Raw genomic sequence first — 25,737 nt, 5'->3', positions numbered from 1 at the left:
GCTGCCGTCTTGGCAAGGGCTATTGGAAAATAAATTGAAATAAAAAAGCGGCAGGTGTTGTTCTAAGAACAAGCCTGCCGCAAACCACCGATCAGTCCCCTGACCAGAGAGTGCTCAGTTAAGCCTACAGATGAATGTGCTTTTGCAGAATAACCACTCCTGTTGAGCTAAATCTCAAAAGCTTAAATCTCAAAGCCCAAGCCAAAATCTTCGCTCGACATCGCCATAAGGCTTCCCGCCCCCGCTTGAATCATCTGAGCATGTGCTTTAGTACGCGGCAGCAGGCGCTGGTAATAGAAACGAGCAGTATTCAACTTGGCCGCATAAAACGCCTTATCGTCACCCTCTAATTCCACCAACGACTGCTTAGCTGCGCGGGCAAAAAGGTACGCCAAGGTGACATAGCCGGAGTACATGAGGTAGTCGACGCTAGCCGCCCCCACTTCTTCACGGTCTTGCATGGCTTTCATACCCACGCCCATGGTTAGCTCACCCCACTCAGCATTCAGCTTCGCTAGCGGCTCAACAAACTCTTTTAGAGCAGGGTTATCAGCTTCCGCCTTACAGAACTTATGGATCTCTTTGGTGAATACTTTTAGCGATTCGCCCTGGCTCATCAACACCTTTCGGCCAAGCAGGTCTAACGCTTGAATGCCGGTAGTACCTTCATAGAGACGGGTAATGCGCGCATCACGCACCAGCTGCTCCATTCCCCACTCTTTAATGAAGCCGTGACCACCAAAAATCTGCACGCCTTCATTGGTGCACTCAAAACCAACTTCAGTGAGAAACGCTTTCACGATAGGCGTTAATAGACCAAGCAGAGTTTCAGCCTGCTCTCTCTCTTCGCCGGGCTTACCGTGCTCAACGATATCTAGCATTTGAGCGGTATATAGCACTAGCATGCGACCACCCTCGGCGAACGCCTTCTGGGTTAGCAGCATACGGCGCACGTCCGGATGAACAATAATCGGGTCTGCTACTTTCTCAGGAGCTTGAGCACCAGAAAGAGCACGCATTTGTAACCGGTCACGAGCGTAGCTGAGCGAGTTTTGGAAACTGGCTTCAATTAAGCCTAAACCTTGAATGCCCACACCTAGACGTGCGGCATTCATCATAGTGAACATGCACGCTAAGCCTTTGTTGGGCGCTCCAACTAAATAGCCCGTCGCACCATCAAAGTTCATCACACAAGTCGCATTACCGTGGATGCCCATTTTGTGCTCGAGCGAGCCACAGGAAACGCCATTACGATCGCCGGGATTGCCTTGAGCATCTGGCATAAACTTAGGTACAACAAATAGAGAAATACCCTTCGAGCCCTCAGGAGCGCCGGGCAGTTTGGCTAATACGAGGTGTACAATGTTTTCTGCCAGATTATGGTCGCCAGCAGAAATAAAGATCTTAGTACCCGTAATGGAGTAGGCACCACTTTCATTAGGCACCGCACGCGTCTTAATTAACCCGAGATCAGTACCACAGTGTGGCTCGGTGAGACACATAGTGCCCGTCCAAACGCCTTCAACCAGTTTGGTAAGATAGGTCTCCTTTTGCTCATCAGTACCATGGTGCCGAAGTGCATCGGCCGCACCATGGGAAAGCCCTGGATACATACCCCACGCTAAGTTAGTTGCGCAGATCATTTCAGACAGCATCATCGCCAATGAGGGCGGAAGACCTTGGCCGCCCTGTTCAGGATCTGCTGCTAGGCTTGGCCAGCCGCCCTCAACATATTGCTGATAGGCCTCTTTAAAACCTTGCGGCGCTTTAACTTCGCCACCTTCTAACAAACACCCCTCTTCATCACCACTTTGATTGAGCGGAAGTAGCACATCACGAGCAAAGCGTGCGCCCTCCTCAAGAATCGCATTCACGACGTCTGGAGACGCGTCATCACCACAGGGCAGCGCTGCATAGTGGCTGGGATAATCAAACATTTCGTCCATAACGAAACGCATATCACGTAAGGGGGCTTGATAGCTGGGCATGTCACTTCTCCTGAGCTGGGGGCTGAAAGTGGCTTACATGTTTAGTACGGCTGGGATTTCAAAAAAGCCACTTTCAAACACATGTTTGAAAACTAGCGCGCAGCAGCACCATAGTCAAGCGGTCGTTTGAATATAACACCCAAAACCGCTACAACTTTGGTCGACTAACCGATAAAAAATTGATCTATAAACAAAAAAACCTGCCAGCAAAAGTGCTGGCAGGCTATTAGACGCTACTAATTTTCCAGCCTATTTACTGCATTCGAATGCCGCCATCCAGCCGAATCACTTCACCATTCAACATTGGGTTAGTGATAATTTGCTCGGCCAGCTGAGCAAACTCATCTGGCTTGCCCAACCGCTTGGGGAAAGGCACCGCAGCAGCTAAAGCCTGAGCAGCTTCATCAGGAATCTCACTCATCATGGGCGTTTCAAAAACACCAGGCGCAATCGCCATAACGCGAATCGCATGGCGTGATAGCTCTCTAGCAGCAGGCAAACTCATGCCAACCACACCAGCTTTCGAAGCACTATAAGCACACTGCCCCACCTGCCCATCGAATGCCGCGATAGAAGCCGTATTAATAATTACGCCCCGCTCACCACTCTCATTGGGAGTATTTTTGGCCATGGCGGCTGCCGCCAAACGCATCACATTAAACGTACCCACTAAATTAATGTTGATCGTTTTTGCATAGCTTTCCAGGTCTGCGGGATTGCCATTACGATCAACCAGTTTGGCCACGCTAACGACCCCAGCACAGTGAATAACACCGGAAAGGCCGCTTTCGCCTCCCAATGCAATCGCTTCGTCAATTGCCTGCTGCATTTGCTCGGCAGAGGTGATATCAGCTATGCAGGCCACTGCACGATCACCTAAGCGTTTAGCATGCTCCAACACGCTATTATTCATGTCACACAATACAACGCTTCCACCGGCTGCTATTAGACGCTCTGCTGTAGCCGCACCTAGTCCTGAAGCTGCACCAGTAATTAAAAACGTACAATCCTTCACCTGCATTTCAACTTTCCTTTGATTATTTGTCGTTGCGTGCTTGCTCAGTCGCTTGGGCACGAAGTTTAAAGCGCTGAATCTTGCCGCTAGGCGTTTTTGGCAGTTCATCGACGAATTCGATAACCCTGGGAAACGCATGAGTAGACAGACGCTCACGCACCTGCTGGCGGATCTCATCGGCAAGTGCCTCACTCGCCTGATACCCATCACGCAATACGATATAAGATTTAATGACCTCGCCACGAATCTCGTCTGGCTGGCCAACCGCGGCCGATTCTGCAACCGCTGGGTGGGTCATAACACTGTTTTCAACATCCGTAGGGCCAACCCGGTAGCCTGCGGTGGTAATAATGTCGTCATCGCGTCCGGCAAACTGAAACGAGCCGTCTTCATTGCGGATAACGACATCGCCAGTTAGGTAGTAACCGTTCACAAAGGGATCTTTTTCTTGCCAGGTATACCCTTGGAAGAAGTGAGCGGGTGAGTTTTTGATATCTACCGCAAGCACCCCCGGCTCACCAGGCGGCAGTTCGTTATATTCGGCATCCAAAATGACCAAGCGGTAGCCCGGCATTGGCACGCCCATCGCTCCCACATGTTTAGGATGATCAAGGGAGTGATGGTTATTACAGGTCATGCCGGTTTCTGTTTGCCCATAGTGATCCATAACCGGACAACCTAACGACTTCTCCACCCAGGTCACTACTTCTGTGTTTAGAGGCTCACCTGCAGAGCTTGCCGCGCGAAGCTCTAGCGTTTGATGGGCATCATCGAACAGTCCTGACGCTTTCATTAAGCGATACGCCGTGGGCGCCGCGGCGAAGTTAGTAATATGATGGCGCTTCATGAACGCCAAGGCACCTTCTGCACTGAAACCTGCCTCGCAGAAGTGCGTGGTAACACCGAGCAGCAGCGGCCCAGTAATCGCGTAATAAAGCCCATATGCCCAACCCGGGTCAGCCATATTCCAAAAGCGATCATCGTCGCGAAGATCGACTGCCAGTTCCATATAGAGAGCAAACGCTGTCATACCGGAAAGCGGCACAGCCACTCCCTTTGGCTTGCCTACCGTGCCCGACGTAAACATCTGAAGAAAAGGTTTTTCAGGGGCAAGACGAGGTGGCTTTTCACTCATTGACGTATGCGTCAACGCAGTCTGCCAATCATGATCTTTAGGGTGTTCGCTCGTGGCCCCACCGACGGCCAAAACAGGTGGACATTGGCTTAGCCCATCAAACTTGAAGCGATTAGCATGATCGGTAATAACCAGCTTGGTGTCAGCGCGCCCTAGACGATAATCCACCGCGTCAGGGCCGAACGCGGTAAATAACGGCTGATAGACCGCACCAATTCGCCAAGTGGCAAGAACCGCCACTAACAGCGCCGCTGAACGCGGCAGCATGCAGGCAATACGGTCCCCTTCACCAAGCCCTTGGGCCTTAAACCAACCAGCAAGCTTACCACTCTGCTCGTCTAGTTCTGCATACGTCAGCGTATGGGTTTGTCCATTGATATCTTCCTGCACGAGCGCCAGCACATCGCCTCGCCCCTGGCGCACATGACGACCACAACATGCCTCAAAGGCATTAAGGCAACCATCCTGATGGTCGTCCAGCCTGGCAATCATGGTGTCAACCGTAAAGCCTTCTAGGAAGGTGGAATATGTGGGTAGTGACGCTGATGTTGCTGTCATGATGGCTCTCTTATGTTGTTAGTCGTGAGCAGTTGTACGCAAACAGACAGGCCAGGTTTCGATCTTACGCTTTATTTTTGTCCGTTTACGTTAACGGAAACCTTGCAATTAAACTAACGCTAAAAGCATTTACGCGGGAGCGCAAGCAATCAGCGCCGTAAACGGATTAGACGTTGGTCGAGAAGAGGTATTAACGGGCCATGATCATCGCAACTAGTTCATCGGCTAAATCATCGGGTGTGCGCGGCCCACTCGGGTCGTACCAGCGAACCGTCCAATTGAGTGCGCCCAAAATAAACCGCGACACCAGAAAGCGATCACCGTGAATAAGTTCAGCGGCCAGCGCATCGTCGATAACCTCTACCCACAGTGCTTCGTAGGCATCCCGCAGGTGGCTTAAATGGGCACTGGCATCCGGATCTAACCGTCGCCATTCAAATAACGCCACCACATGGGCATTTCGGTCAGCGAACAGCGTCTCTAAGTGCGCTCGGGCCATGGCATGCAGCCGCGCCTCAGGATCATTGTCGCACTCTTGAAGCGCTGCTTTAGCAATGCCAAGAGCATTCTGGGTACCTTCTTCGATTACCGCAGCTAAGATTTCCTGCTTATCTTTGAAGTGATGGAACAAGCTGCCAGACTTGATACCCATTTCTTGCGCCAGCATGCGCACCGTGGTGCGGTCAAAGCCTTCTTGGACGAATAGCTGAGCCGCTAAACGTGTCAATTCCTTGCGGCGAGGGGAAGCATTCATTACATTCATGTCATTTACACTAGCGCTTGCTTGGTTACTTAGGAGAAGACCACAGCCCCGCCAACGGGTCAACGCATCACTAAGCTTACCGCAAGATAATCACAAGAAATCCGACAGGAGACGCACAAATGAGTAATGCCACCGAGGTTGTATTTTTATCTGCCACCCGCACGCCAATGGGCGGCATGATGGGGAGCCTTTCCAGCATGACGGCTCCCGAACTTGCGGCCGTTGCAATCCGCGCCGCCATAGAGCGAGCGAGTATCGAAGCATCCGTTATTGAAGAAGGCATCATGGGCTGTGTACTACCCGCCGGCGTAAAACAAGGGCCAGCTCGCCAGGCCATGCGTCAGGCCGGCATTCCCGATGCCAATGGTGCGACTACGATCAATAAACTGTGTGGTTCTGGCATGAAAGCCACTATGCTAGCCCACGATTTGATCAAAGCCAGGACAGGGGAAGTACTGCTCGCGGGTGGCATGGAATCAATGTCTAATGCCCCACACGTACTCACTAAAGCGCGTGGTGGTTACCGTCTAGGTCATGGCGAACTAAAAGATCATATGTTCCTTGACGGCTTAGAAGATGCCGAAACCGGTAAATTAATGGGGGTTTTCGCTCAGGATGTTGCCTCAGAGCGTGGCTACACCCGCGAGCGCCTAGATGACTTTGCTATTGCCTCTCTAGAGCGCGCTATGGACGCCACCAATAAGGGGCATTTAACGGCAGAAATGGCACCGGTAACAGTCACCTCTCGCCAAGGTGAAACGTTGGTCGAGCATGATGAACAGCCCTTTCAAGCCAAGCTAGATAAAATTCGCCAGTTGCGTCCGGCGTTTGCCAAAGACGGTACCATTACGGCTGCCAACGCTAGTTCAATTTCCGACGGCGCATCTGCACTTATTTTGGCTAGCCACGAAGCCGCTAAGCGCCATGGCGTGAAGCCACTAGCTAAAATGCTTGGCCATACCACCCACTCCCGCCATCCAAGCGAATTCACCATTGCGCCAGTCGGTGCCATTGAAAAGCTGATGAAAAAGCTTGGCTGGGGCGTTAACGACGTTGATCTGTTTGAGATTAACGAAGCGTTCGCTGTCGTAACGCTAATGGCGATGGATGACTTGGGACTGCCACACGAGAAAGTCAACGTGTTTGGCGGCGCGTGTGCCCAAGGGCACCCAATTGGCTCAACAGGTTCACGCATCATTGCGACGCTTATTCACGCCCTGCGCACCCAAGGTGGAAAACGTGGCATTGCCAGCCTTTGCATTGGTGGTGGCGAAGCCACCGCAGTAGCCGTTGAGCTAATCGACTAATATAATCACCCCACCCGCGCCTTGCCATGTCATGCCGATCATGCCAAGGCGCGCCTATCCTCACTATCACTATACTTTTCTGAAGCGGCGAATGTCTGCCAGTCCAATGACTGGAGTTCCTCTGTAGCATCACTGACATCTTCAGAATTATTGCTAAGCAGCCCCTCAGGCATGCGAAATTGACCAGCATACTCACGCATTTTCAGAGCCTCTTGAGTTAGTCCTTCTGCACTTTTGGCTGCGTGATTGACCAGCTTCAGCGCATCCTGGGTTGTCAGATCCATTTGCGTGACCGCCCTATTCACTTCCTCAATGCCATGACGCTGCTCTTCCGACGCGCAAGCTATTTTGGCCATCAACTGCTCTACCTGAGTGGCCGACTGCATAATATCGCGCGTGTGCTCACCCGCTTGCTGGGATAACTCACTCCCCTGCTCAACACTCTGGCGAGATGCTTCAATACGCGACCGAATCTCATGTGCCGCATCAGCACTGCGCGTTGCTAGCGCACGCACTTCGCTGGCCACCACCGCAAAGCCACGCCCGTGTTCACCCGCACGCGCTGCCTCGACAGAAGCATTCAAAGCCAGAATGTTCGTTTGGAAGGCAATACTTTCAATCATGGTAATGATGCTTTGTATTTCTTCGGAGTGCTTGTTAATGGCCTGCATAGTCGCTATGAACTGGGCAATTACCTGATCACCTTGCTGCGCTTTATGAGCGACACCCGTCGTCGCTTGACTCACATGCGCCGCGCTTTGTGCATTCTGGTTCACGGTTGCGGTTAACTGCTTGAGGCTTGCCGACATTTGCACGAGCGCGGCTACTTGCGAGTCAGTCTGCCCCGCCAACTGCTGGCTTTGAGCAGCCATCTCTTGGCTATCGGTATAAACCTGCTGGCTACTATTGTTAAGGTGGTTCACCGTCGACATCAGCGAATGCTGCATGTTTGCCAACTCGCTAAACAACAAACCAATTTCATTATCGGAATGGGCTTCGACTGGCGTTGATAGATCACCCTTGGCGATGCGCTTAAAGTGCTGCGTTATGGCACGCAGAGGCTGCAAAACATTGTTACGCACGCCCCATACCACTAGCGCGATGACCAACATTGCCACAACAATAACGCCAAGCACTCCCCCAAACAGCAGCGACGACACTTTGTGAAAGCGATCAAGCAGCCCTGCGCCGCGGGCAACTGAATAACCGTAGAAAGCTTCCGCCGTACTCACAAACTGCTGGCTGCTGTCATCTACGCGTGACTCGCCGGATAGGAAGCCTCGAACATCACGCTCTTCCAGCATCATCATTTGCAACCTTAAGTTATTATTAACCAACGAGCGGAAATCATTCGCTAACTGATCCACAAGCTCAAGACGCTGCTCCTCAGAAAAGCTCGATTGGAAAGCGTTAAAACGGGCTGAAGCCGTACTCAACAAACTCTCTGCTTCCTCTAACAAAGGTTCTGGACGCTCAAAAGAGGGAGTGCGAATTAGCTCAGCAGCTCGGTTCATTTGTATACGAGCACGCAGCAACTGGGTATAGGCCCCGTTAAGTTCACGTACCTGATTCATATCTCGCTGCTGCAGCGACGTAAACGCCTCACGGCCAAAGTGATTGGCAAATAACCCCAACCCACCAATCGCCAATATCAGACAAGTAAAGATCACTAACACCAGCGTCAAGCTCGTTTTGACGCTTAAACTATTCACCATACGCATAAATTATTTCAACCACGTAGCTGATTATCAGCATGCAGAGACAGCCATAGCTGCAGACGCCGACGAATCTCTAAGAGCGCTTGCTCGTATGCATCTAATTTACTAATTAGCCTCGGATCACGAATATCCCAGAAAAGCACTTCTCTGGCGCGCCCCTGCCAGTCTCTGCAAACCTGTTGCGCCTTGTCGCAGAGGACAATGACAAAATCGAAGTAGTCATCCTCAAACTCATCCAGGGCCTTACTACGCAACCCTTCCGTAGCAAGCCCTTGTTTATGCAGTGCCTCTAACGTTAGCGCATGGGGTTCATCGGGCTCGGAACCTGCGCTAAAAGCATCAAAGCGATCACTGGCCATCTGACGAAGCAGCGCTTCTCCCATCAAAGACCGTGCAGAATTGGCATTACAGAGGAACAGCACGCGACGCTTTGGCATAAGTAAGTGACCTCTTGATGGGTGTAATTACAGCAATTTACGCCTTCATGATGACGTCTTTGTTGCAGCCTGCTAGTTACTGGCACAAACATATGAAAAAACATATATCATAGCTATCAACACCCACTACCTCGACATCAAAGGAGCATTACCAATGGCATTGCTTGATGATTTACCCAACGTAGACAGCAGCCTATTTGAAGCTCCCAATCATGCAACATTGAGGCTTCCCTCGAGTGACCAGCCTGCCCCCAAAATCCTGCTGCTTTACGGTTCACTGCGGGAACGCTCATTCAGTCGATTAGCCGTTGAAGAAGCCGCTCGGCTACTCAATGCAATGGGGGCAAATACAAAGATTTTTGATCCTAGTGGCTTGCCCCTGCCGGATGCGGAAGATTCAAGCCATCCTAAAGTGGATGAGCTGCGCACGCTGGCACAGTGGGCCGATGGCATGGTGTGGTGCTCACCTGAACGCCACGGTGCAATGACTGGCATTATGAAAGCACAAATTGACTGGATTCCTCTTGCCTTAGGCGGCGTTCGCCCCACTCAGGGCAAAACGCTTGCAGTAATGCAGGTGTGCGGTGGCTCCCAGTCGTTTAACACGGTGAATCAGCTGCGTATTTTAGGGCGCTGGATGCGCATGGTGACGATTCCCAACCAGTCTTCGGTACCTAAAGCTTTTATGGAGTTCGATGACAGCGGCCGTATGAAACCTTCTCCATTTTATGATCGTATTGTTGATGTTATGGAGGAGCTGATGAAGTTCACGCTGCTGGTTTGTGAGCGCAGCGATTTACTGACCGACCGTTATTCTGAGCGCAAAGAGAGTGCTGAAGAAGTCTCCAAACGCGTCAGCCAACGTGCTATTTGATCAGGGAGTGGTTTTATGACAAACCAGCGTAACTCATCACCCAGCAGTGCCGATATGGGGCTGTTTGAACGCTACCTTTCCGTATGGGTAGCAATTGCCATTGTCGCTGGAATTACAATTGGGCAGTTCGCCCCTGCCGTGCCAGAGGTGTTATCACGCTTCGAGTATGCCCAGGTCTCCATTCCGATTGCCGTATTAATTTGGGCGATGATTTTCCCCATGATGGCGCAGATTGATTTCAGTGCTATTGCCGGAGTGCGCCGCCACCCAAAGGGCCTGACCATTACCACCACGGTCAACTGGCTGATTAAACCCTTCACCATGTTCGCCTTGGCCTGGCTGTTTTTCATGGTGGTTTTTCAGCCATTTATTGCGGAGGAACTGGCCAGCCAATATCTAGCAGGTGCCATACTACTGGGGGCAGCCCCTTGCACCGCGATGGTATTTGTATGGAGTTACCTGACCCGAGGTGATGCCGCTTACACACTGGTTCAAGTAGCTTTGAATGATCTGATTATGCTGTTTGCCTTTGCGCCGCTGGTGGTGCTGTTACTAGGAATCTCAAACATCCAAGTGCCCTGGGACACGGTTATTTTATCGGTCGTGCTGTACATCGTCATCCCGCTTACCGCTGGCTATATCACCCGTAAAGCACTGATCGCCAAGCGCGGAGCTGAATGGTACGACAACGTGTTTATGAAGCGCGTAGGCCCCATCACCCCCATCGGGTTAATCATCACTCTCGTGCTTCTATTCGCCTTCCAAGGCGATGTTATTCTAAACAATCCACTGCATATCGTATTGATCGCTATTCCACTGATTATTCAAACGTTCTTGATCTTTTTTATTGCCTACGGTTGGGCTAAAGCATGGCGTGTGCCGCACAACATCGCTGCCCCAGGCGCTATGATCGGTGCCAGCAACTTTTTTGAACTGGCGGTCGCAGCAGCCATTGCACTGTTTGGTTTACAATCAGGCGCCGCGTTAGCCACAGTAGTGGGTGTTTTAGTTGAAGTACCGCTTATGCTCGCACTGGTACGCATTGCCAACAACACGCGCCGGCATTTTCCTTCACCTATTCATTCGCATAACCTGAGAGGCTCCCCCTGAATGGTCACCATCTACCACAACCCTAACTGCAGTAATTCGCGCAATACACTGGCAATGATCAAGGCGTCGGGCGAAGACCCCGAGGTAATCCACTACTTGGAAACACCGCCCAATCGAGAGCAGCTAGTAGCGCTACTGGCGATAATGAAGATGTCACCACGAGAACTGCTGCGCCAAAAGGGCGCGCTTTTTGATGAGCTAAAATTGAGTGATTCTTCGCTAAACGATGATCAGCTGCTTGACGCCATGCTAGCGCACCCGGTTCTGATCAATCGTCCTATCGTCATTAGCCAAAAAGGCGCGCGCCTGTGTCGCCCACCCGAACGAGTATTGGAGCTGCTTGAACAACCCGTTGCACACTTTACCAAAGAGAATGGCGAAACTATCTACTATCCAGCGAGCTAATATAGGAACCACATACCAGGACAATAGTGCGGGGTGAGCAATGAGCCATGTCATTGATATCGACAGCAACGCCGTCGACTTCATCAAACAACAAGGCGGCGATGTGACCGTCCGTCTCTCCCCACGGCACGGCTGCTGTGGAGGCCTCGCCAATCTAGCGGTAGCCGAAGCGCACTATCCAGAAGATACCCAGCACTATCAGCACCATATTCAAGAGAGTGTTTCGATCTATATTGATCCCGGCCTTGCTAACCAAGGACTGCGCATTGGCGTGGAAGGCTGGTGGAAATTGCGCCACCTTTATGTGGATGGCGCGGCGTTATCAGCAGGCTAGAAACGGGTTTTAAGCAGCTTGTCTAGGCAACGCCAGTGCCATCACTGAGCTGGCTGCCACTAAGGCCGCCGATACCCAAAGACAGGCGCTCAGTCCGTAAGCCATATACAACCAGCCTGACAGCAGCGTTCCTACCAAACGGCCCATGGCGTTGGCCATATAATAAAAACCGACATCCATCGAGACGCCATCAGCACGAGCGTAATGAACGATCAGGTAACTGTGCCAGCTAGAGTTAATCGCAAATAGTACGCCAAAGGCCAAAAGCCCGACCACCAGCCACCCCACCTGCGACAGCGGTAACAACGCCAACACAATCGCTAGTACCGCTAAAGCGGCTGCCCACCCTGCGGTTAGCGCACGGGCATCCCCCTTAATCAATCGGGTAAGCTTAGGAGCTTGGGTTTGTACCCCACCGTAGCCAATAATCCATGCTGCCAGTAATCCCCCTACAGTCCAGTGACTCCAACCATGCTGATCGTATAGAAATACCGGCAATGCCACTACGAACCAAACATCCCTGGATGCAAACAGGCAAAAGCGCGCCGCTGAAAGCACGTTAATTGCGCGGGACTTAGAGAAGATTTCCGAAAACTTGGGCTTTACCTTTTGGCGGCCTAAGTCTGCCTTTAAGCGCCATAAAGAGACCATTAATACCGCGCTAAGCATTACCGCCATGGCAATCACCGCACCACGGAAACCAATCAGCGTCAGCAGTACTCCCCCAATAAAAAAGCCTAAGCCTTTCAACGCATTTTTAGAGCCGGTCAGCATCGCTACCCAACGGTAGAGCGCGCTATTGGCATTGGCACTCTCTTTAGGCACCAGTACTTTGACCGCACTTTTAGCACTCATTTTATTTAAGTCTTTAGCAATGCCAGACAGCGCCTGCGCCGCCATCACCCAAACAACCGTGAGCATCCCTGCAGGCACCATCAGCATCGCAAGCGCAACAATTTGCAGTCCCAACCCCACATTCATCGTGCGGTTCAAGCCTAGCCGCGCACCTAGCCAGCCGCCGATCAAGTTGGTCACTACGCCAAACGCTTCATAAAACAGAAACAGCATGGCGATTTGCAGCGGCGAGTAGCCTAGCTGGTGGAAATACATCACCACCAGCATGCGCAGCGCGCCGTCGGTAATGGTAAACGCCCAGTAGTTGCCTGTGATCAGCATGTATTGGCGCACCTCGAAAGGTAACGCCTTTACGCGTGCGAACATCTTTAGCGAATCAGCCACGACCCATCTGCTCACTAACGATCTGCTCCTTAACTGTCCCCTCACCAGCTACCATTAGCGCCAACTCGGCCGTGCGGTTGGCGTAGCCCCACTCGTTGTCATACCAGGCGTATAGCTTAAGCTGAGTACCGTTGACCACCATGGTAGAAAGCGCATCGATAATGGAGCTGCGCGGGTCAGTGCGGTAATCAATCGATACCAACGGGCGCTCTTCATATCCCAAAATACCGGCGAGTTCTCCCTCCGCGGCCATTTTCAGCGCTTGATTGACCTCTTCCACCGTGACCTCACGCTCCAGCTCAAACACCATATCGGTGAGCGATGCATTGGCCAGCGGTACGCGAATGGCATGGCCATTCAGCTTGCCTTTCAGTTCGGGAAAGATGGCTGTAATTGCTTTTGCAGAGCCCGTTGTCGTTGGAATCAAACTCATACCACAGGCGCGAGCGCGACGTAGGTCTTTGTGCGGCGCATCTAGGATCGTCTGAGTATTGGTGATGTCGTGTACCGTCGTCATCGAACCATGGCGAATACCAAAGGTTTCCTGAATCACTTTAACGACCGGGGCTAAGCAGTTGGTGGTACAGCTAGCGGCCGTTACGATCCGGTGCCGAGAGGGATCATAAAGATGATCGTTGACACCTACCACCACGTTCAGCACGCCCTCTTCTTTAATCGGTGCACTCACCACTACGCGCGTAACGCCTTGATCAAGGTACGCTTGGAGCTTGGCGGTCTCTTTCATTTTTCCCGAACACTCGATGACCACGTCACAGGCAGACCAGTCACTGTCGGCAATCGCTTTATTGGCACTAAACGCAACCGTTTTACCATCTACAACTATCGCATCGTCGTAAGCGACAATCCCCTCACCTGGAGACCAGCGGCCATGCACCGAATCAAACTCAAGCAGATGAGCAAACGTTGCCGAATCGCCGCCAGGGTCGTTAATACGCACAAGCTCTACTGCCCCAGCTTCAACCTCAGCCCATAAGCTTCGCAGTGCCAATCGACCAATACGACCAAAGCCGTTAATACCGATACGTAATGTCATGGGGCCTCCTATTTAGATAAACGTATTCATGAACGTCTAAATAAATGAATAGTGCAAAAATTCGCAATGCCAATATACGAAAAAACATATATGAAAAAATAAAAAAATGCCTGCAGGTTAGCTTGGGGCTAGCCTGCAGGCAGTCTTGGTTAGCCGTAACGACCGGAGATATAGTCTTCGGTCTTTTTCTGTGCTGGGGTTGAGAACATCACTTTAGTATCGTTGTACTCAATGATTTCTCCCAGGTGGAAAAACGCCGTGTAATCAGCTACCCGTGCGGCCTGCTGCATATTATGCGTCACGGTAACAATGGTGAACTGCTCTTTCAGCTTATCCATCAAATCTTCGATGGTTGCGGTCGAGATCGGGTCAAGCGCCGAAGTCGGTTCATCCATTAAAATCACATCCGGCTGTACAGCAATCGCGCGTGCAATACACAAACGCTGTTGCTGGCCGCCGGATAACGAGGTGCCAGGCTCCTGCAGTTTATCCTTCACTTCATTCCACAGGCCTGCATCACGCAACGCCTTCTCAACAAGCTCGTCTTGATCAGCCTTACGACTGACTAAGTCATGCATACGCGGTGCGTAGGCAATATTTTCGTAGATCGATTTAGGAAAAGGATTTGGCTTCTGAAAGACCATGCCAACACGACGGCGCAACGCGACTTCGTCCATCTTAGCAGCATTGACGTCCTGCCCATCCATCTCGACCGCCCCTTCGATGCGCACGCTAGGAATCAGGTCATTCATGCGGTTAAGACAGCGCAAAAAGGTCGATTTACCGCACCCAGAAGGGCCAATCAACGCGGTTACATTCTTCTGAAACAGATCTATATTTAACCCTTTTAGCGCCTGGGTTTTGCCGTACCACAGATTTAAGTCACGAACGCGAATACTTAAATCATGGCAAGCCTTTTCATTACGCGTATAGGGCTGCCCTACATCGGGCAGATTCTGCTGGTTCATGACAGGTACATGGCTGTTCATAGTAGTGTCCTCTATGACGTGCTGGCCTACCAGCGACGCTCAAATTTCTTACGTAGTACAACGGCAAAGGCGTTGAGTGAGATAAGTATGGTGAGCAGCACTAAAATACCGCCGGCGGTTTTTTCTACAAACGCCTGCTCTGGCTCACCTGACCAAGTAAATATTTGAGCGGGCATTACCGTTGCAGCATTAGTAAACGAAGCCCCTACATCAGGGATAAATGCCACCATTCCAACAATAATCAGCGGCGCTGTTTCACCCATCGCCTGTGCCAAACCGATGATAGAACCAGTCATGATGCCCGGCATCGCCAAAGGAAGAACATGATCACGCACGACCTGCCAGCGTGAGCAGCCTACTCCAAATGCCGCATGGCGAATAGAATCCGGTACACTTCGCAGCGCCGTACGGGTGGAGATAATAATTACCGGCAGCGTCATCAGTGCCAAGGTCATACCACCTGCCAGTGGCGAAGAGCGCGGCACCCCGAAGAAGTTAATAAAGATCGCTAAGCCCAGTAAACCGAATAGAATCGAAGGGATAGCAGCTAGATTGTTAATATTGATTTCAATTGCTTGGGTAAAGCGGTTATCTGGCGCAAACTCTTCTAAATAAATCGCGGTCATTACACCGATGGGAAATGCGATCAGCAAAGTAACGATCATCGTCATCACTGTGCCAACAACCGCCGACAAAATGCCTGCATTCTCAGCAATTTTTGAATCACCAGAACCAAAGAACGTTTTATTGAAGCGTAGATCAACTTGGCCAGCAGCTACGCGCTCCTCAATCTCGGCCTTTTCTTGGTCGCTGAGGCGATTTCGATGCCCTTTTAGATATTGATCTACTTCACTGTTCGCCAACAACCAACGTTGCTCTGACGTACCAATTAGTTCAGGGTTGTTACGCAGTTGCAGCGGAACTACCCTCACCTCGGTGCGACTAATCAGTGGTAGCAATTCGTTATCAAAGGCTTGGCGGCCGTCGCGGCTAGCTTCTTCTGAATAACGAATTTCCGTATTGATGTACGCCTGCTGAAAAGCTGGCAACCCTTTGCTCAACATGTCAGCAAAGAACAGCAACAAAAATAGACCTGCCAACCCCAGCGCGCCCATGGATACCCACTTCAAGCGTGCTGACTTGCGGTGACGCCGCTTTAGCTGCTGGCTGATCTCGTCAAAAGTATGGCTCATCGAATCAGTTCCTCGGCGTTACAGGTTATTTACGCGGTATTTTTCACGGAAGCGGCGAATCATTAAGACTGAGACGAGATTGAGCGTCAGCGTCACCGCGAACAGCACCAAGCCCAGAGCAAACGCTGACAGTGTTTCTGCGCTTTCAAACTCCTGGTCGCCAGTCAGCGCCGCCACAATGCGCACCGTCACCGTTGTCATATCTTCTAATGGATTTGCCGTTAGATTAGGTCGCATTCCCGCAGCCATCACCACAATCATTGTTTCGCCTAGCGCTCGCGACATACCAAGCAATGACGCAGAAATAATTCCAGGTAAAGCAGCAGGTATAACCACATCACGAATGGTCTCGCCTTTCGTCATGCCCAATGCGAGCGAGCCTTGGCGCATACTGTCTGGCACAGAGTTAATGACATCGTCGGAAAGCGATGAAATAAACGGGATAATCATAATTCCCATTACCACACCGGGTGCGACGGCATTGTTATAAGACGCGTCTAAACCAAAAAACCCGGCAATGTTTACAATAATTGGAGCAACGGTAATGGCAGCAAAGAAGCCGTATACCACTGTTGGAATACCTGCCAACACCTCAAGTACAGGCTTGGCAACAGTGCGCACCTTTGTTGGCGCGTATTCCGACATATAAATAGCAGAGAGCAAACCTACCGGCACCGCTACCAGCATCGCAATAGCAGTGATCATGAAGGTGCCCGCAAATAGCGGCACTGAGCCAAACTCGGCACCACTGCCGTCACCACGACCCGCCGAGGCTAAAAAACTCGCGCCTGGGTTCCAAGTGGTGCCGGTGATAAAATCCCAGAAGCTATGCATTTTAAAAAAGCGCAAAGCCTCTGAAATAATTGAAAAAAGTATTCCAAAGGTTGTAAAAATCGAGATCAGTGCCGCGCCTGCTAAAATCCACCGGATTACGCGCTCAATGGCTTGGCGGGCGTGGAACTGAGGCTTTATTTGAGCAACACCTACCGCCAAGCCCGCGGCGGCCACAACAAGACTCGCGGCAAATAAATACAGCGGGGGGATATCCGCTCCTAGCAGCAATAACAGCAAAGAGCCGACTGCGCCCACTAACACCGCAGGCCCCGCAGTTGAGAGAACAGCAAACCATGCATACTGGTCTGGCTGCGCATACATTGCAGTCCCAGACGCGCGCACACGGGAAGCCTTTGCGCGGCCAATAAAGTAGGCCACTAGCCCAAACAGCAAGAGCACAGTGCAAAAGAGTAGAAGTAGCTGGTTAGTTTGCATCGAATTTCTCTCGCATCACCTAATGAAATCGTGTTGGCGACTACTTTGGCGTAAAAACATGACAGCAATGTGACATACACCAAGATATAGCCAACTCAAACTAAAAGGCCGGTAGCTTGTGCTACCGGCCTCTTGTATCAAGCGGTACTAACCTTACTTCAGATCTTCAAGCGTTAACTGGGCACGGTCAGCAACGCGCTGGCGAGCCTGTTCACGCTCAGCTTCGGGCAGCGGAATCAAGCCAATATCAATCAAGTAGCCATCACTGCCAATCATTAGCTCTTCCATAAACATGTTGGCATAGTCATACATTGGTGCTACTTCATCAGCGTGCTGGTTCTTGAGATAGAACCACAGCGAACGAGCAACCGGATATTCGCCTGAACTAATGGCTTCAACTTCTGGCTCTACTCCATTGATGCTTGCTGCACTAATAGTGTCAGTGTTTTCTTCAAGGAAGGAGTAGCCAAAGATACCAAAGGCGCCAGTATCTTCTGATAGACGCTGAACAATCAGGTTATCGTTTTCGCCCGCGTCGATATAAACGCCGTCTGAACGAATTTCGGTGTAACCTTCGTCACCGTAGGCTCCCAGCTCTTCTGAAGCAACTTCCATCACCAGCTCTTCAAAAGCATCGCGGGTACCAGAAGTCGTGGGCGGCCCATAGATAGAAATCTCACGATCCGGCAGAGAACCGTCGATCTCACTCCAGTTGGTGTAAGGGTTATCAACCAGCTCACCATCAACCGGAACCTGAGCGGCAACCGCTAGGAAAATATGCTCCAAGGTAAAGTTGACTTCGTCGTTATCAGCAGACTGGCCAAGAACGATACCATCAGAACCGATTTTAGCTTCGGTAATATCGGTAACGCCGTTCTCTTCACAGCGCTCGAATTCGGAGGGCTTCATACGACGTGAAGCGTTGGTGATATCGGGTGTACCTTCACCAAGGCCATTACAGAACAGACGCAAGCCGCCACCTGAACCTGTTGATTCAATAACAGGAGTAGGGTTGCCGGTAGTGGCACCGAACTCTTCAGTAACGTAGCTGGCAAACGGATAAACGGTACTGGAACCTACGATGCGGATCTGGTCACGTGCCTGGGCAACACCGGCAACGCTCATTACGGCAGCCGCTATCACGGTCGTTTTAAGAATACGGTTCATGCGAAATACTCCTGTCGATGTAAGGTTTTGGCCTTCGCAGAACGTACTCTGCACCGTTTCAATGACAACTTTGTGACACGGCATAACATCACTAATTTTTTTTACCCGCAGTCCCACTTGTGTCTGGTGTTAAATTAACAGCCCCAACGCTGCCAACGTACATAGCCCGAGGGAGACACCTTGTAGTAACCGCCTATCCAACCGATGAGCAATCACATCTGCCAGGGCGTTACCGATTAGCACTGCAGGTAGAAACGTCAACGCCAATTTAAAATGCCAAGCGGACACCTGGCCCGCAAGGGCTAGTGTCATAAGCGTTAGTAGAGAGGTCAAAATAAAGAAAGCAGCTAAGTTGCCGCGCATGCGATCAGGTGGAAAGCCATGCATTAACAGGACGATTGGAGGACCACCGATAGCAGCTACCGTGCCAAAAACACCTGATAGCACACCAGCCAGGAACAGGGTTACACGGTTTACCGGAGGATGAAAACGAAACAGCGTTACGACCACAGCAAACAGCACGATAGCGGCGATCAGTTTTTCGAGCACCACCAAGGGGGCAGCTAATAATAACCAAATGCCCAGTGCATTTCCCGGCAAGCGGCCAATCAAGGCAATGCCTATCGCGTCTAGACGTATTTCTTGCCAGTAGTGACGTACCATCAGCAATGAAACAGTGAACCCAAACAACACGAGAACCACTGGCACCAAACGTGGCTCCAGCATCAACAATAGCGGCGCCCCGACCACTGCCAAACCGAACCCTGTCGCACGCTGCACGAAAGCCCCCAGCATTAATACGGCTGAACAGGCTAACCACACGCCAAGTGGCATATCTATCCATGACATCAGGCTATTCATCTGAATCAATCATCATACTTTCTCACCAACACCATTTAGCAGCATAAAGCTTCAATACGTATCACCGTAAACGGGCTTTTTTGTCAGTTTGCGGACGCCGATATTACCCAGCAATGCGGCTCCCAGCATAGTAAGCACCATCGGCCATAGGTGCTCCACCTGAAATAAGCCCACTAGCACCCCGGCAATTGCGCCACAGCTAAACTGGATGCCACCTAGCAGCGCAGTCGCTGTGGCACTGATATGACCAAAATGATCCAATAACGCAGAAATCGCATTAGGTGTGATCAAACCAATCATGCCGGTAAACAACATGACTAGCGGCACCACCACATATAACGACGCCAAATTAAGCGCTGTCGCAATAGCCAGCCCCAGTGCTGCAATTAACTGAATTGTTAGCCCTAGCCGTAAATTTTGTTGTGGTGAACGTTTACGCAACAAATGAATATTGACGCGATTAGATAGCGCAATGACCAAAACATTGACACCAAACACCATGGGGTAAACGCTCGGTGATAGTGAGAAGTAGTCTAAGTATAAAAATGGAGAGGCGGTTACAAAAGCAAACAGCCCAGCGAATGAAGCTGCGACAGCGCAAATGTAGCCCATCCCCTCCTTGTGTCGCAGCACACTGACATAGTTACGTACGACTTGACGTGGCGAAGCAGCAGGCAAGTTAGTATCTCGTGTCTCGGGTAAACGAGTACCTAGCAGCCAAAGCAAAAATCCTGCATAAGCGGCTAAAAACACAAATATCAGCCACCATCCCGCAATGTGCAGCAAGAGGCTACCCACGGCAGGTGCCACCAACGGCGCAAGCATCATAATCATGGCCATCGTCGACATGACTTTAGCGGCTTCACGTCCACTGAAGCAGTCGCGCACAATAGCCGCTGAATTCACCACGCAGGCGCCGCCACCCAATGCTTGAATGAACCGCCATACCAACAAAGAGGGCAAACTATCAACAGTGGCAATCATTAGGCTGGCGAGCATAAACACCACCAAACCACTGAGCAAAACAGGCTTACGTCCCATTCTGTCCGACAGCGGCCCAAAGCATAGCTGACCAATGGCGAAGCCAAATAAAAACATACTGATTGAGAGTTCAGTATGATGAATACTCGCATTGATGCTTTCGGCCAGAATCCCCATGGCTGGTAAGTAAGCATCAATCGCAAACGGCGCGAGCGCTGTGTTGGCCGCCACCAACAGCGCCACCCGACGAGGATTAAGTTCCATAAACATCCTTGGCGTTGGCATTAATCAGCAGAGAATGCCGCTGAATAGATAGGCCGCTAATCATAATCGATTTCATTACATTTGTCGGTCTCTGTTCGCCACGTAATGCCCTTGCTAAAGTACCCCAACGGCAACTATCGCAAAGAGCGCTATCTCAAGAGTTCTATCTCAAAAGTACTATCTCAACGACAGCTATCTACAACTAAGGAGCGATGCATGGCAGCTAGCCTATTAACCCAATTAAAAGAGATGACCACAGTGGTCGCTGATACCGGCGACCTTGAGGCGATCCGCCGCTTTCAGCCTCAAGATGCCACGACCAACCCCTCGCTCATTTTGCAAGCTGCTCAGCAGGAAGAACGACGTGCACGGCTCGCCAGCATTGCTAAACAAAGCACCCACTTGGAAGACGCCGTAGATCGAGTAGCCGTTGATATCGGCAGCGAAATCAGCGAACTGGTCCCCGGCTACGTGTCGACGGAAGTCAGTGCCCGACTATCGTTTGATCGTGATGCCACCATTGCCAAGGCACACTCGCTAATTGAGCGATACGCCCAGCAGGGCGTGGGCCCAGAGCGTATTTTGATCAAGATGGCATCGACCTGGGAAGGTATCCAAGCCGCTCGCCAACTTGAACGTGACGGCATTCGCACTAACTTAACCCTATTATTTGGCTTTGCCCAAGCACAGGCCTGTGCAGATGCTGGAGCAACGCTCATTTCACCGTTCGTAGGCCGTATTCTCGATTGGCATAAAGCCAAAGCCCCTGACACAGATTTTAGCGGTGCCAACGACCCAGGCGTGCAGTCTGTTAAGCGCATTTACGATTACTACAAAGGCCATGGCTACTCCACCATCGTTATGGGCGCAAGCTTCAGAAACGTGGGTGAAATTCAGGCGCTCGCTGGCTGTGATCGTTTGACGATATCCCCAGCGCTACTTAACGAACTAGACGAACTTCAAGGAGAACTGCCGCAACAACTTATTCCCAAAGCAGCTTCCAGCGCAGCGAATGAAGCGTTAGCGCAGGCAGATTTCCGTTGGGCGATGAATGAAGATGAGATGGCGACGGACAAACTGGCAGAAGGTATCCGCAAGTTTATGGCTGACCAGCGCAAGCTCGAAGAATTGCTTAGCAAGCTTCGCGACAGCTAATTCGATTGCCAACTCCGCTGCACCGTTAACACATGCACCGTCAACACATGCACCGTCAACACATGCACCGTCAACACATGCACCATTAACAAAGAGATAGGCGGCAGCAAAAGCTAACAGGCCCTCCTGGATGTTTATCCCAGGAGGGCCTTGGCAAGTAGGCTCTTGAAACCTACCGACAGATGCAGTGCGCTGCTAGTGGGCCGTCGAGTTTTGCGCTTCGAGCATTTCCACAAGCGGTTGGAACTGTTCGCGGTTGTGCTCATTCATATGCATCAGAATTCGATGGGCCTCTAAAATACGTTCACGCAGCCCCTCCTCGTCAGCGGGCTCAGCAGGCAAGTCTTCTAGGGCCGATGTTAGCGTCGACGCTTGCTGCAATGGCGCTTCCATTAACGTAAAAAAGCGTGAAAAACCCATCACATCCAGCATTTTCCGTACATCTGGATTATCAGCGATGATGGTAGGTGGGTGCTCCAAGCGCCCTTTTACCGCCATAGCAACTTTGGCAAGAAAACCCAGTGCCGTTGAATCGACATTCGTCGCTTCGCGCAGATCGATCATTACCGCCGTCAGCCCGGGCGTTTCAGCTAGACGCTGAGCCTGAGAATCAAGCGTAGCGCACAACGTCAAACGCACGTCGCCACATAATTTTAAAACAAATACACCGGAGTCGAACGCCGCTTTAATGCGGCCCTCTTCAATCAGCATGACCAAATCCGCTCACCATCATGATTGTCAGGTCATCGGGTAAAGCATCGCGGTCCTGGTTCGCCTCATCATCCGCATCACCTTCGATAAGAAGAGAGTTGGTGTTGGCTAGCCGATCGCGCAACTGCTCAAGCGTGACACTTTCACTTACTAATTGCTCAAGTTCCTTGAGCCGCGTGTCGAGTGTCTTACCCGGCAAGCATTCCAATACACCGTCTGAACACAGCCACAAATGAAAATCGGCCGGTAAAGCACAGCTGAGCGAAGGATACTCTACATCTGGAAAAAGACCTACTGGCATCCCCTCTCCTGCAAGACGCACTAGCTTACCACCAGACACTAGCAATGGCATAGGAAGCTGTGCGCCGAGCGAATAGTGAAGCGTCTGCTCCTGGTGGTCAATCACGCCAACAAACAAGGTCGCGTGCTTGCCAATATCAGTGTCTTGTAACTCTCTGTTTAATGCCGCCAACCAATTAGGTGCCAACTGTTCTGGCGATTGACCATCCCACTCATTCAGCCATCGGTTGCATAGATACTTGAGCAGTACGGTCACAAACGCAGAAGACGCTCCATGCCCTGACACATCGGCAAAATAGAACGCGCTATAGCGGTCGTTATAGCGCTGATAGTCAAGGAAGTCGCCTGACAAATACAGCGAAGGTGCAAACCAGTAGTCGTAGTACACACCATTGATGGTTTTGGGATGAATAGGCAATAAACGGCGCTGAATATGACCACCGCTCTGTTGATCCATACGCAGTAAGGCTAAATGCGTTTCCAAGCTTTCGTTTAATTCGGCCAGACGCTCTCGGTCTCGATCTCGCTCCTGAGCCAGTGTATGAAGCTCAATGGCTTTGCGAATCATCCGGCGCAACAGCTCTGCATGGCGTAGCGGATGAACAATATAGTCAACTAAACCAACATCGACGGCCTTAATCAGGTCCGCATCCTGACGAGAATCACTGACAACTAAGGTAGGCAAACGATGTGTCAGCTGCGACCACTGCTGGCGCGGCACTGCCCTTGCATGAGCAACGATAAGCGCTGTATCGGCAGGCAAATTGTCAATATTATCTGCTGCAAATACCCACAAGCCATCGCACGTAATCGCTTCTGCTAGCGCGTCACGCTCTTGCCCTGGCTCATCGATCACCGCGATCAACTGCTTGGAATGATCCATATTAAGCCTCAATCGGCGAAATCGTCGTCACCAAAATCGGTATCGTCGAATTCAAAATCGTCCATAGCAAATGGGTCATCCCCAAGCTCACCATCACTAATCTCAAACTGACGGCGTTGTAAGAAGGCATCACGAACAAAGCTGTAACGATCGCCACTAATCAAGTCTTCTTGATCAAGTAGCCCTGCGCGAATATGAATAATATCCAGTGCCGCTAAACCATCCCTTAGCGCATGGTCATCCAGATAAGTAAGCGGATGAGCGGCAATGTCAAAAGGTAGTCCAGTGGCATCCCTAAGTGTTCTAGGACCGAGCAACGGTAACACTAAATAGCGCGAGTCATCCCATCCCCACACCGCCAGCGTTTGACCGAAATCTTCCTTGTCGGCATTGATTTCCATCAACGTAGCGTAATCCAACAGTCCGCCAACACCTACCGTCGAGTTAATTAGAAAGCGCGAAGTAGCAAGCCCCGCATTAGCCGGCTTGCCTTGGAGTAAACTATTTAACGCGGTGCGCACGTCACTAAGGTTAGCGAAAAAGTTACCTATGCCCGTTTGCACGGGATCGGGGGTCACTGTCTGATACCCTTTAGCGATTGGCTTTAACGTGTAACGGTCCAGCACGTCATTAAAGGCAAACACGCGGCGGTTAAACCCTTCCCAAGGATCTTCAGGCTGGACTTGCTCGCCAACACTCCCCCCAGAACTGGCACACCCACTCATGCTTAATACGGCTAGCAGCAAGACAGGCAATCCCTTGTAGCACCAACTAAGCGCGCTTTTTTGCTTTGCTAACAACCCAAGCATGGTAGTTCCTCTTTCAACATAGGTGGCGTGCGGTTCGACGCATTTCACGCCTGAAAACAATTAACCCAAAGCACGGTTATCGACGGCGTATAACAACACTGCCGGCGCTGTAACCTGCGCCAAACGAACAAATCACACCAATATCACCACTTACTAACTGTTCACGATGCAGGTGAAAGGCAATAATCGACCCCGCTGAGCTGGTATTAGCGTAGCGGTCTAGAATAATGGGCGCCTGCGTTTCACTCGGCGCAGTACCTAGCACTTTTCGCGCAATCAGGTCATTCATATGCTGATTAGCCTGATGCAGCCACATGCGTTTCAAATCACTTCCAGACAGCTCTAGAGAGGCTAAATGGCTCGCAATCAGTTGAGCTACCATGGGGCACACCTCTCGGAATACCCGCCGCCCTTCTTGTACAAATAACTTATCCAGCGCCAGCGGGTCACTGTCGGTGACGCGATTCAAGAAGCCTGCGTTATTACGAATCGCATTAGAGAATTTCGTCACTAGACGCGTACCTAGTATCTCATACTGCTCATCAGACACGGCGCAGTCACGGCTTTCCAGCACCATCGCTGTACAAGCATCGCCAAAAATAAAGTGGCTATCGCGATCTGTAAAGTTGAGATGTGCCGAGCAGATCTCTGGGTTTACAATCAGAGCTCGCTTTACACTACCAGATGCGATTGCATTGGCCGCTGTTTCAAGGGCAAATGTGGCTGAACTACAGGCTACATTCATATCGAAACCGTAACCGCTGGTGCCTAACGCTCGCTGAACTTCGACAGCCACGGCTGGATAGGCGCGCTCTAGATTCGAACACGCCACGATGACAAGCTCAATATCAGCAGCATCGACGTTAGCGGCTGCCAATGCTTGTTGTGCCGCCTGGGTAGCCATATCACACTGAATAGACGGTTCATCATTACTACGCTGGGGCAGTTTAGGCCGCATGCGGGCTGGATCAAGAATTCCTGAGGCATCCAACACATAACGACTTTTAATGCCGGATGCCTTTTCAATAAACTCGCTACTGGAGTGTGACAACGGCTCTCGCTCACCACGTGAGATTGCATCAGCATGCCGAGCATTCTGGCTGTCTACCCACGCGTTAAATGCTGTCACCAACGACGCGTTATCAATGGCGTGTTCCGGCGTGTAAAGTCCTGTACCGGTAATCACCACATGTGTCATGCCTTTCTCCTTTTAGCGGC

Annotated in this window: 24 protein-coding genes; 6 read left to right on the top strand and 18 right to left on the bottom strand. The window is 51.1% G+C overall.

What is annotated here, in order from left to right:
* Positions 1-182: 182 nt before the first annotated feature.
* The 4 genes from HVE01_RS18145 to HVE01_RS18130 all read right to left on the bottom strand — a co-directional run bounded on the left by HVE01_RS18145 (position 183) and on the right by HVE01_RS18130 (position 5,450).
* Entirely contained in the window at positions 183-1,988 is a 1,806-nt protein-coding gene (locus tag HVE01_RS18145; RefSeq protein ID WP_146945284.1) for an acyl-CoA dehydrogenase C-terminal domain-containing protein, read from the bottom strand.
* A 253-nt stretch (positions 1,989-2,241) separates the two neighbouring features.
* The gene (locus tag HVE01_RS18140) at positions 2,242-3,009 is read right to left on the bottom strand and encodes an SDR family NAD(P)-dependent oxidoreductase (RefSeq protein ID WP_146945283.1); all 768 of its coding nucleotides are present in this window, start codon (positions 3,007-3,009) and stop codon (positions 2,242-2,244) included.
* A gap of 16 nt (positions 3,010-3,025) precedes the next feature.
* Complete coding sequence (locus tag HVE01_RS18135; protein ID WP_125746893.1) at positions 3,026-4,696, bottom strand: AMP-binding protein; 1,671 nt, start codon at positions 4,694-4,696, stop codon at positions 3,026-3,028.
* Between the two features lie 190 nt (positions 4,697-4,886).
* Positions 4,887-5,450 (bottom strand): TetR/AcrR family transcriptional regulator, encoded by a 564-nt coding sequence (locus HVE01_RS18130; RefSeq protein ID WP_125746891.1) that lies wholly within the window; start codon positions 5,448-5,450, stop codon positions 4,887-4,889.
* Between the two features lie 128 nt (positions 5,451-5,578).
* Between HVE01_RS18130 and HVE01_RS18125 the strand changes: the two genes are divergently transcribed.
* On the top strand, positions 5,579-6,766 hold the full coding sequence (locus HVE01_RS18125) for an acetyl-CoA C-acyltransferase (protein ID WP_146945282.1): 1,188 nt from the start codon (positions 5,579-5,581) through the stop codon (positions 6,764-6,766).
* Between the two features lie 38 nt (positions 6,767-6,804).
* Here HVE01_RS18125 and HVE01_RS18120 read toward each other — a convergent pair whose 3' ends face one another.
* Positions 6,805-8,487 (bottom strand): methyl-accepting chemotaxis protein, encoded by a 1,683-nt coding sequence (locus tag HVE01_RS18120; RefSeq protein WP_146945281.1) that lies wholly within the window; start codon positions 8,485-8,487, stop codon positions 6,805-6,807.
* An 8-nt stretch (positions 8,488-8,495) separates the two neighbouring features.
* Positions 8,496-8,921 carry an arsenate reductase ArsC gene (locus HVE01_RS18115; RefSeq protein WP_146945280.1) on the bottom strand — a complete coding sequence of 142 codons (426 nt, stop codon included), beginning with the start codon at positions 8,919-8,921 and terminating at the stop codon, positions 8,496-8,498.
* Between the two features lie 154 nt (positions 8,922-9,075).
* Between HVE01_RS18115 and arsH the strand changes: the two genes are divergently transcribed.
* From arsH to HVE01_RS18095, 4 genes are read left to right on the top strand one after another with little or no spacing between them, the layout of a single operon-like run.
* Complete coding sequence (gene arsH, locus HVE01_RS18110; protein ID WP_125746883.1) at positions 9,076-9,795, top strand: arsenical resistance protein ArsH; 720 nt, start codon at positions 9,076-9,078, stop codon at positions 9,793-9,795.
* A gap of 15 nt (positions 9,796-9,810) precedes the next feature.
* Positions 9,811-10,905, top strand: a complete 1,095-nt coding sequence (arsB, locus tag HVE01_RS18105; protein WP_146945279.1) for an ACR3 family arsenite efflux transporter — start codon at positions 9,811-9,813, stop codon at positions 10,903-10,905.
* Positions 10,906-11,310 (top strand): arsenate reductase (glutaredoxin), encoded by a 405-nt coding sequence (gene arsC, locus HVE01_RS18100; RefSeq protein ID WP_146945278.1) that lies wholly within the window; start codon positions 10,906-10,908, stop codon positions 11,308-11,310.
* 40 nt (positions 11,311-11,350) lie between these two features.
* Positions 11,351-11,644 (top strand): CC/Se motif family (seleno)protein, encoded by a 294-nt coding sequence (locus HVE01_RS18095; RefSeq protein ID WP_146945277.1) that lies wholly within the window; start codon positions 11,351-11,353, stop codon positions 11,642-11,644.
* A 9-nt stretch (positions 11,645-11,653) separates the two neighbouring features.
* Here HVE01_RS18095 and arsJ read toward each other — a convergent pair whose 3' ends face one another.
* The 8 genes from arsJ to HVE01_RS18055 all read right to left on the bottom strand — a co-directional run bounded on the left by arsJ (position 11,654) and on the right by HVE01_RS18055 (position 20,661).
* Entirely contained in the window at positions 11,654-12,865 is a 1,212-nt protein-coding gene (gene arsJ, locus HVE01_RS18090) for an organoarsenical effux MFS transporter ArsJ (RefSeq protein ID WP_213017627.1), read from the bottom strand.
* 10 nt (positions 12,866-12,875) lie between these two features.
* Positions 12,876-13,937 carry an ArsJ-associated glyceraldehyde-3-phosphate dehydrogenase gene (locus tag HVE01_RS18085; protein WP_146945276.1) on the bottom strand — a complete coding sequence of 354 codons (1,062 nt, stop codon included), beginning with the start codon at positions 13,935-13,937 and terminating at the stop codon, positions 12,876-12,878.
* A 149-nt stretch (positions 13,938-14,086) separates the two neighbouring features.
* Positions 14,087-14,926: a phosphate ABC transporter ATP-binding protein PstB gene (pstB, locus tag HVE01_RS18080; RefSeq protein ID WP_125746873.1), complete on the bottom strand. Its 840-nt coding sequence runs from the start codon at positions 14,924-14,926 to the stop codon at positions 14,087-14,089.
* 26 nt (positions 14,927-14,952) lie between these two features.
* On the bottom strand, positions 14,953-16,119 hold the full coding sequence (pstA, locus tag HVE01_RS18075; protein WP_125746871.1) for a phosphate ABC transporter permease PstA: 1,167 nt from the start codon (positions 16,117-16,119) through the stop codon (positions 14,953-14,955).
* Positions 16,120-16,137: 18 nt separating this feature from the next.
* On the bottom strand, positions 16,138-17,388 hold the full coding sequence (gene pstC, locus HVE01_RS18070; RefSeq protein ID WP_146945275.1) for a phosphate ABC transporter permease subunit PstC: 1,251 nt from the start codon (positions 17,386-17,388) through the stop codon (positions 16,138-16,140).
* 153 nt (positions 17,389-17,541) lie between these two features.
* Complete coding sequence (locus tag HVE01_RS18065) at positions 17,542-18,555, bottom strand: substrate-binding domain-containing protein (RefSeq protein WP_125746867.1); 1,014 nt, start codon at positions 18,553-18,555, stop codon at positions 17,542-17,544.
* A gap of 129 nt (positions 18,556-18,684) precedes the next feature.
* Positions 18,685-19,416: a sulfite exporter TauE/SafE family protein gene (locus tag HVE01_RS18060; protein ID WP_125746865.1), complete on the bottom strand. Its 732-nt coding sequence runs from the start codon at positions 19,414-19,416 to the stop codon at positions 18,685-18,687.
* Positions 19,417-19,467: 51 nt separating this feature from the next.
* Positions 19,468-20,661 (bottom strand): multidrug effflux MFS transporter, encoded by a 1,194-nt coding sequence (locus HVE01_RS18055; protein ID WP_146945274.1) that lies wholly within the window; start codon positions 20,659-20,661, stop codon positions 19,468-19,470.
* A 216-nt stretch (positions 20,662-20,877) separates the two neighbouring features.
* On the opposite strand from HVE01_RS18055, the gene tal reads away from it, so the two are divergent.
* Positions 20,878-21,816: a transaldolase gene (gene tal / locus HVE01_RS18050; RefSeq protein ID WP_146945273.1), complete on the top strand. Its 939-nt coding sequence runs from the start codon at positions 20,878-20,880 to the stop codon at positions 21,814-21,816.
* Positions 21,817-22,011: 195 nt separating this feature from the next.
* Here the strand turns inward: tal and HVE01_RS18045 are convergent, their stop codons facing one another.
* The 4 genes from HVE01_RS18045 to HVE01_RS18030 form a co-directional block, all read right to left on the bottom strand.
* The gene (locus tag HVE01_RS18045; protein ID WP_146945272.1) at positions 22,012-22,527 is read right to left on the bottom strand and encodes an STAS domain-containing protein; all 516 of its coding nucleotides are present in this window, start codon (positions 22,525-22,527) and stop codon (positions 22,012-22,014) included.
* A complete protein-coding gene (locus tag HVE01_RS18040) occupies positions 22,517-23,710 on the bottom strand; it encodes a PP2C family protein-serine/threonine phosphatase (protein ID WP_125746857.1) in 1,194 nt (397 codons plus the stop codon). The genes HVE01_RS18045 and HVE01_RS18040 overlap by 11 nt, the downstream gene beginning before the upstream one ends.
* Positions 23,711-23,718: 8 nt before the next feature.
* Positions 23,719-24,519 carry an MlaA family lipoprotein gene (locus HVE01_RS18035; RefSeq protein ID WP_146945271.1) on the bottom strand — a complete coding sequence of 267 codons (801 nt, stop codon included), beginning with the start codon at positions 24,517-24,519 and terminating at the stop codon, positions 23,719-23,721.
* A gap of 76 nt (positions 24,520-24,595) precedes the next feature.
* Positions 24,596-25,717 carry a beta-ketoacyl-ACP synthase III gene (locus HVE01_RS18030; protein ID WP_146945270.1) on the bottom strand — a complete coding sequence of 374 codons (1,122 nt, stop codon included), beginning with the start codon at positions 25,715-25,717 and terminating at the stop codon, positions 24,596-24,598.
* Positions 25,718-25,737: the final 20 nt, after the last annotated feature.

It is taken from the genome of Vreelandella venusta (assembly GCF_007989605.1).
Classification (GTDB): domain Bacteria; phylum Pseudomonadota; class Gammaproteobacteria; order Pseudomonadales; family Halomonadaceae; genus Vreelandella; species Vreelandella venusta.
The sequence above is the reverse complement of the archived record's forward strand: the minus strand, read 5'-3'. Positions and strand labels throughout refer to the sequence as shown.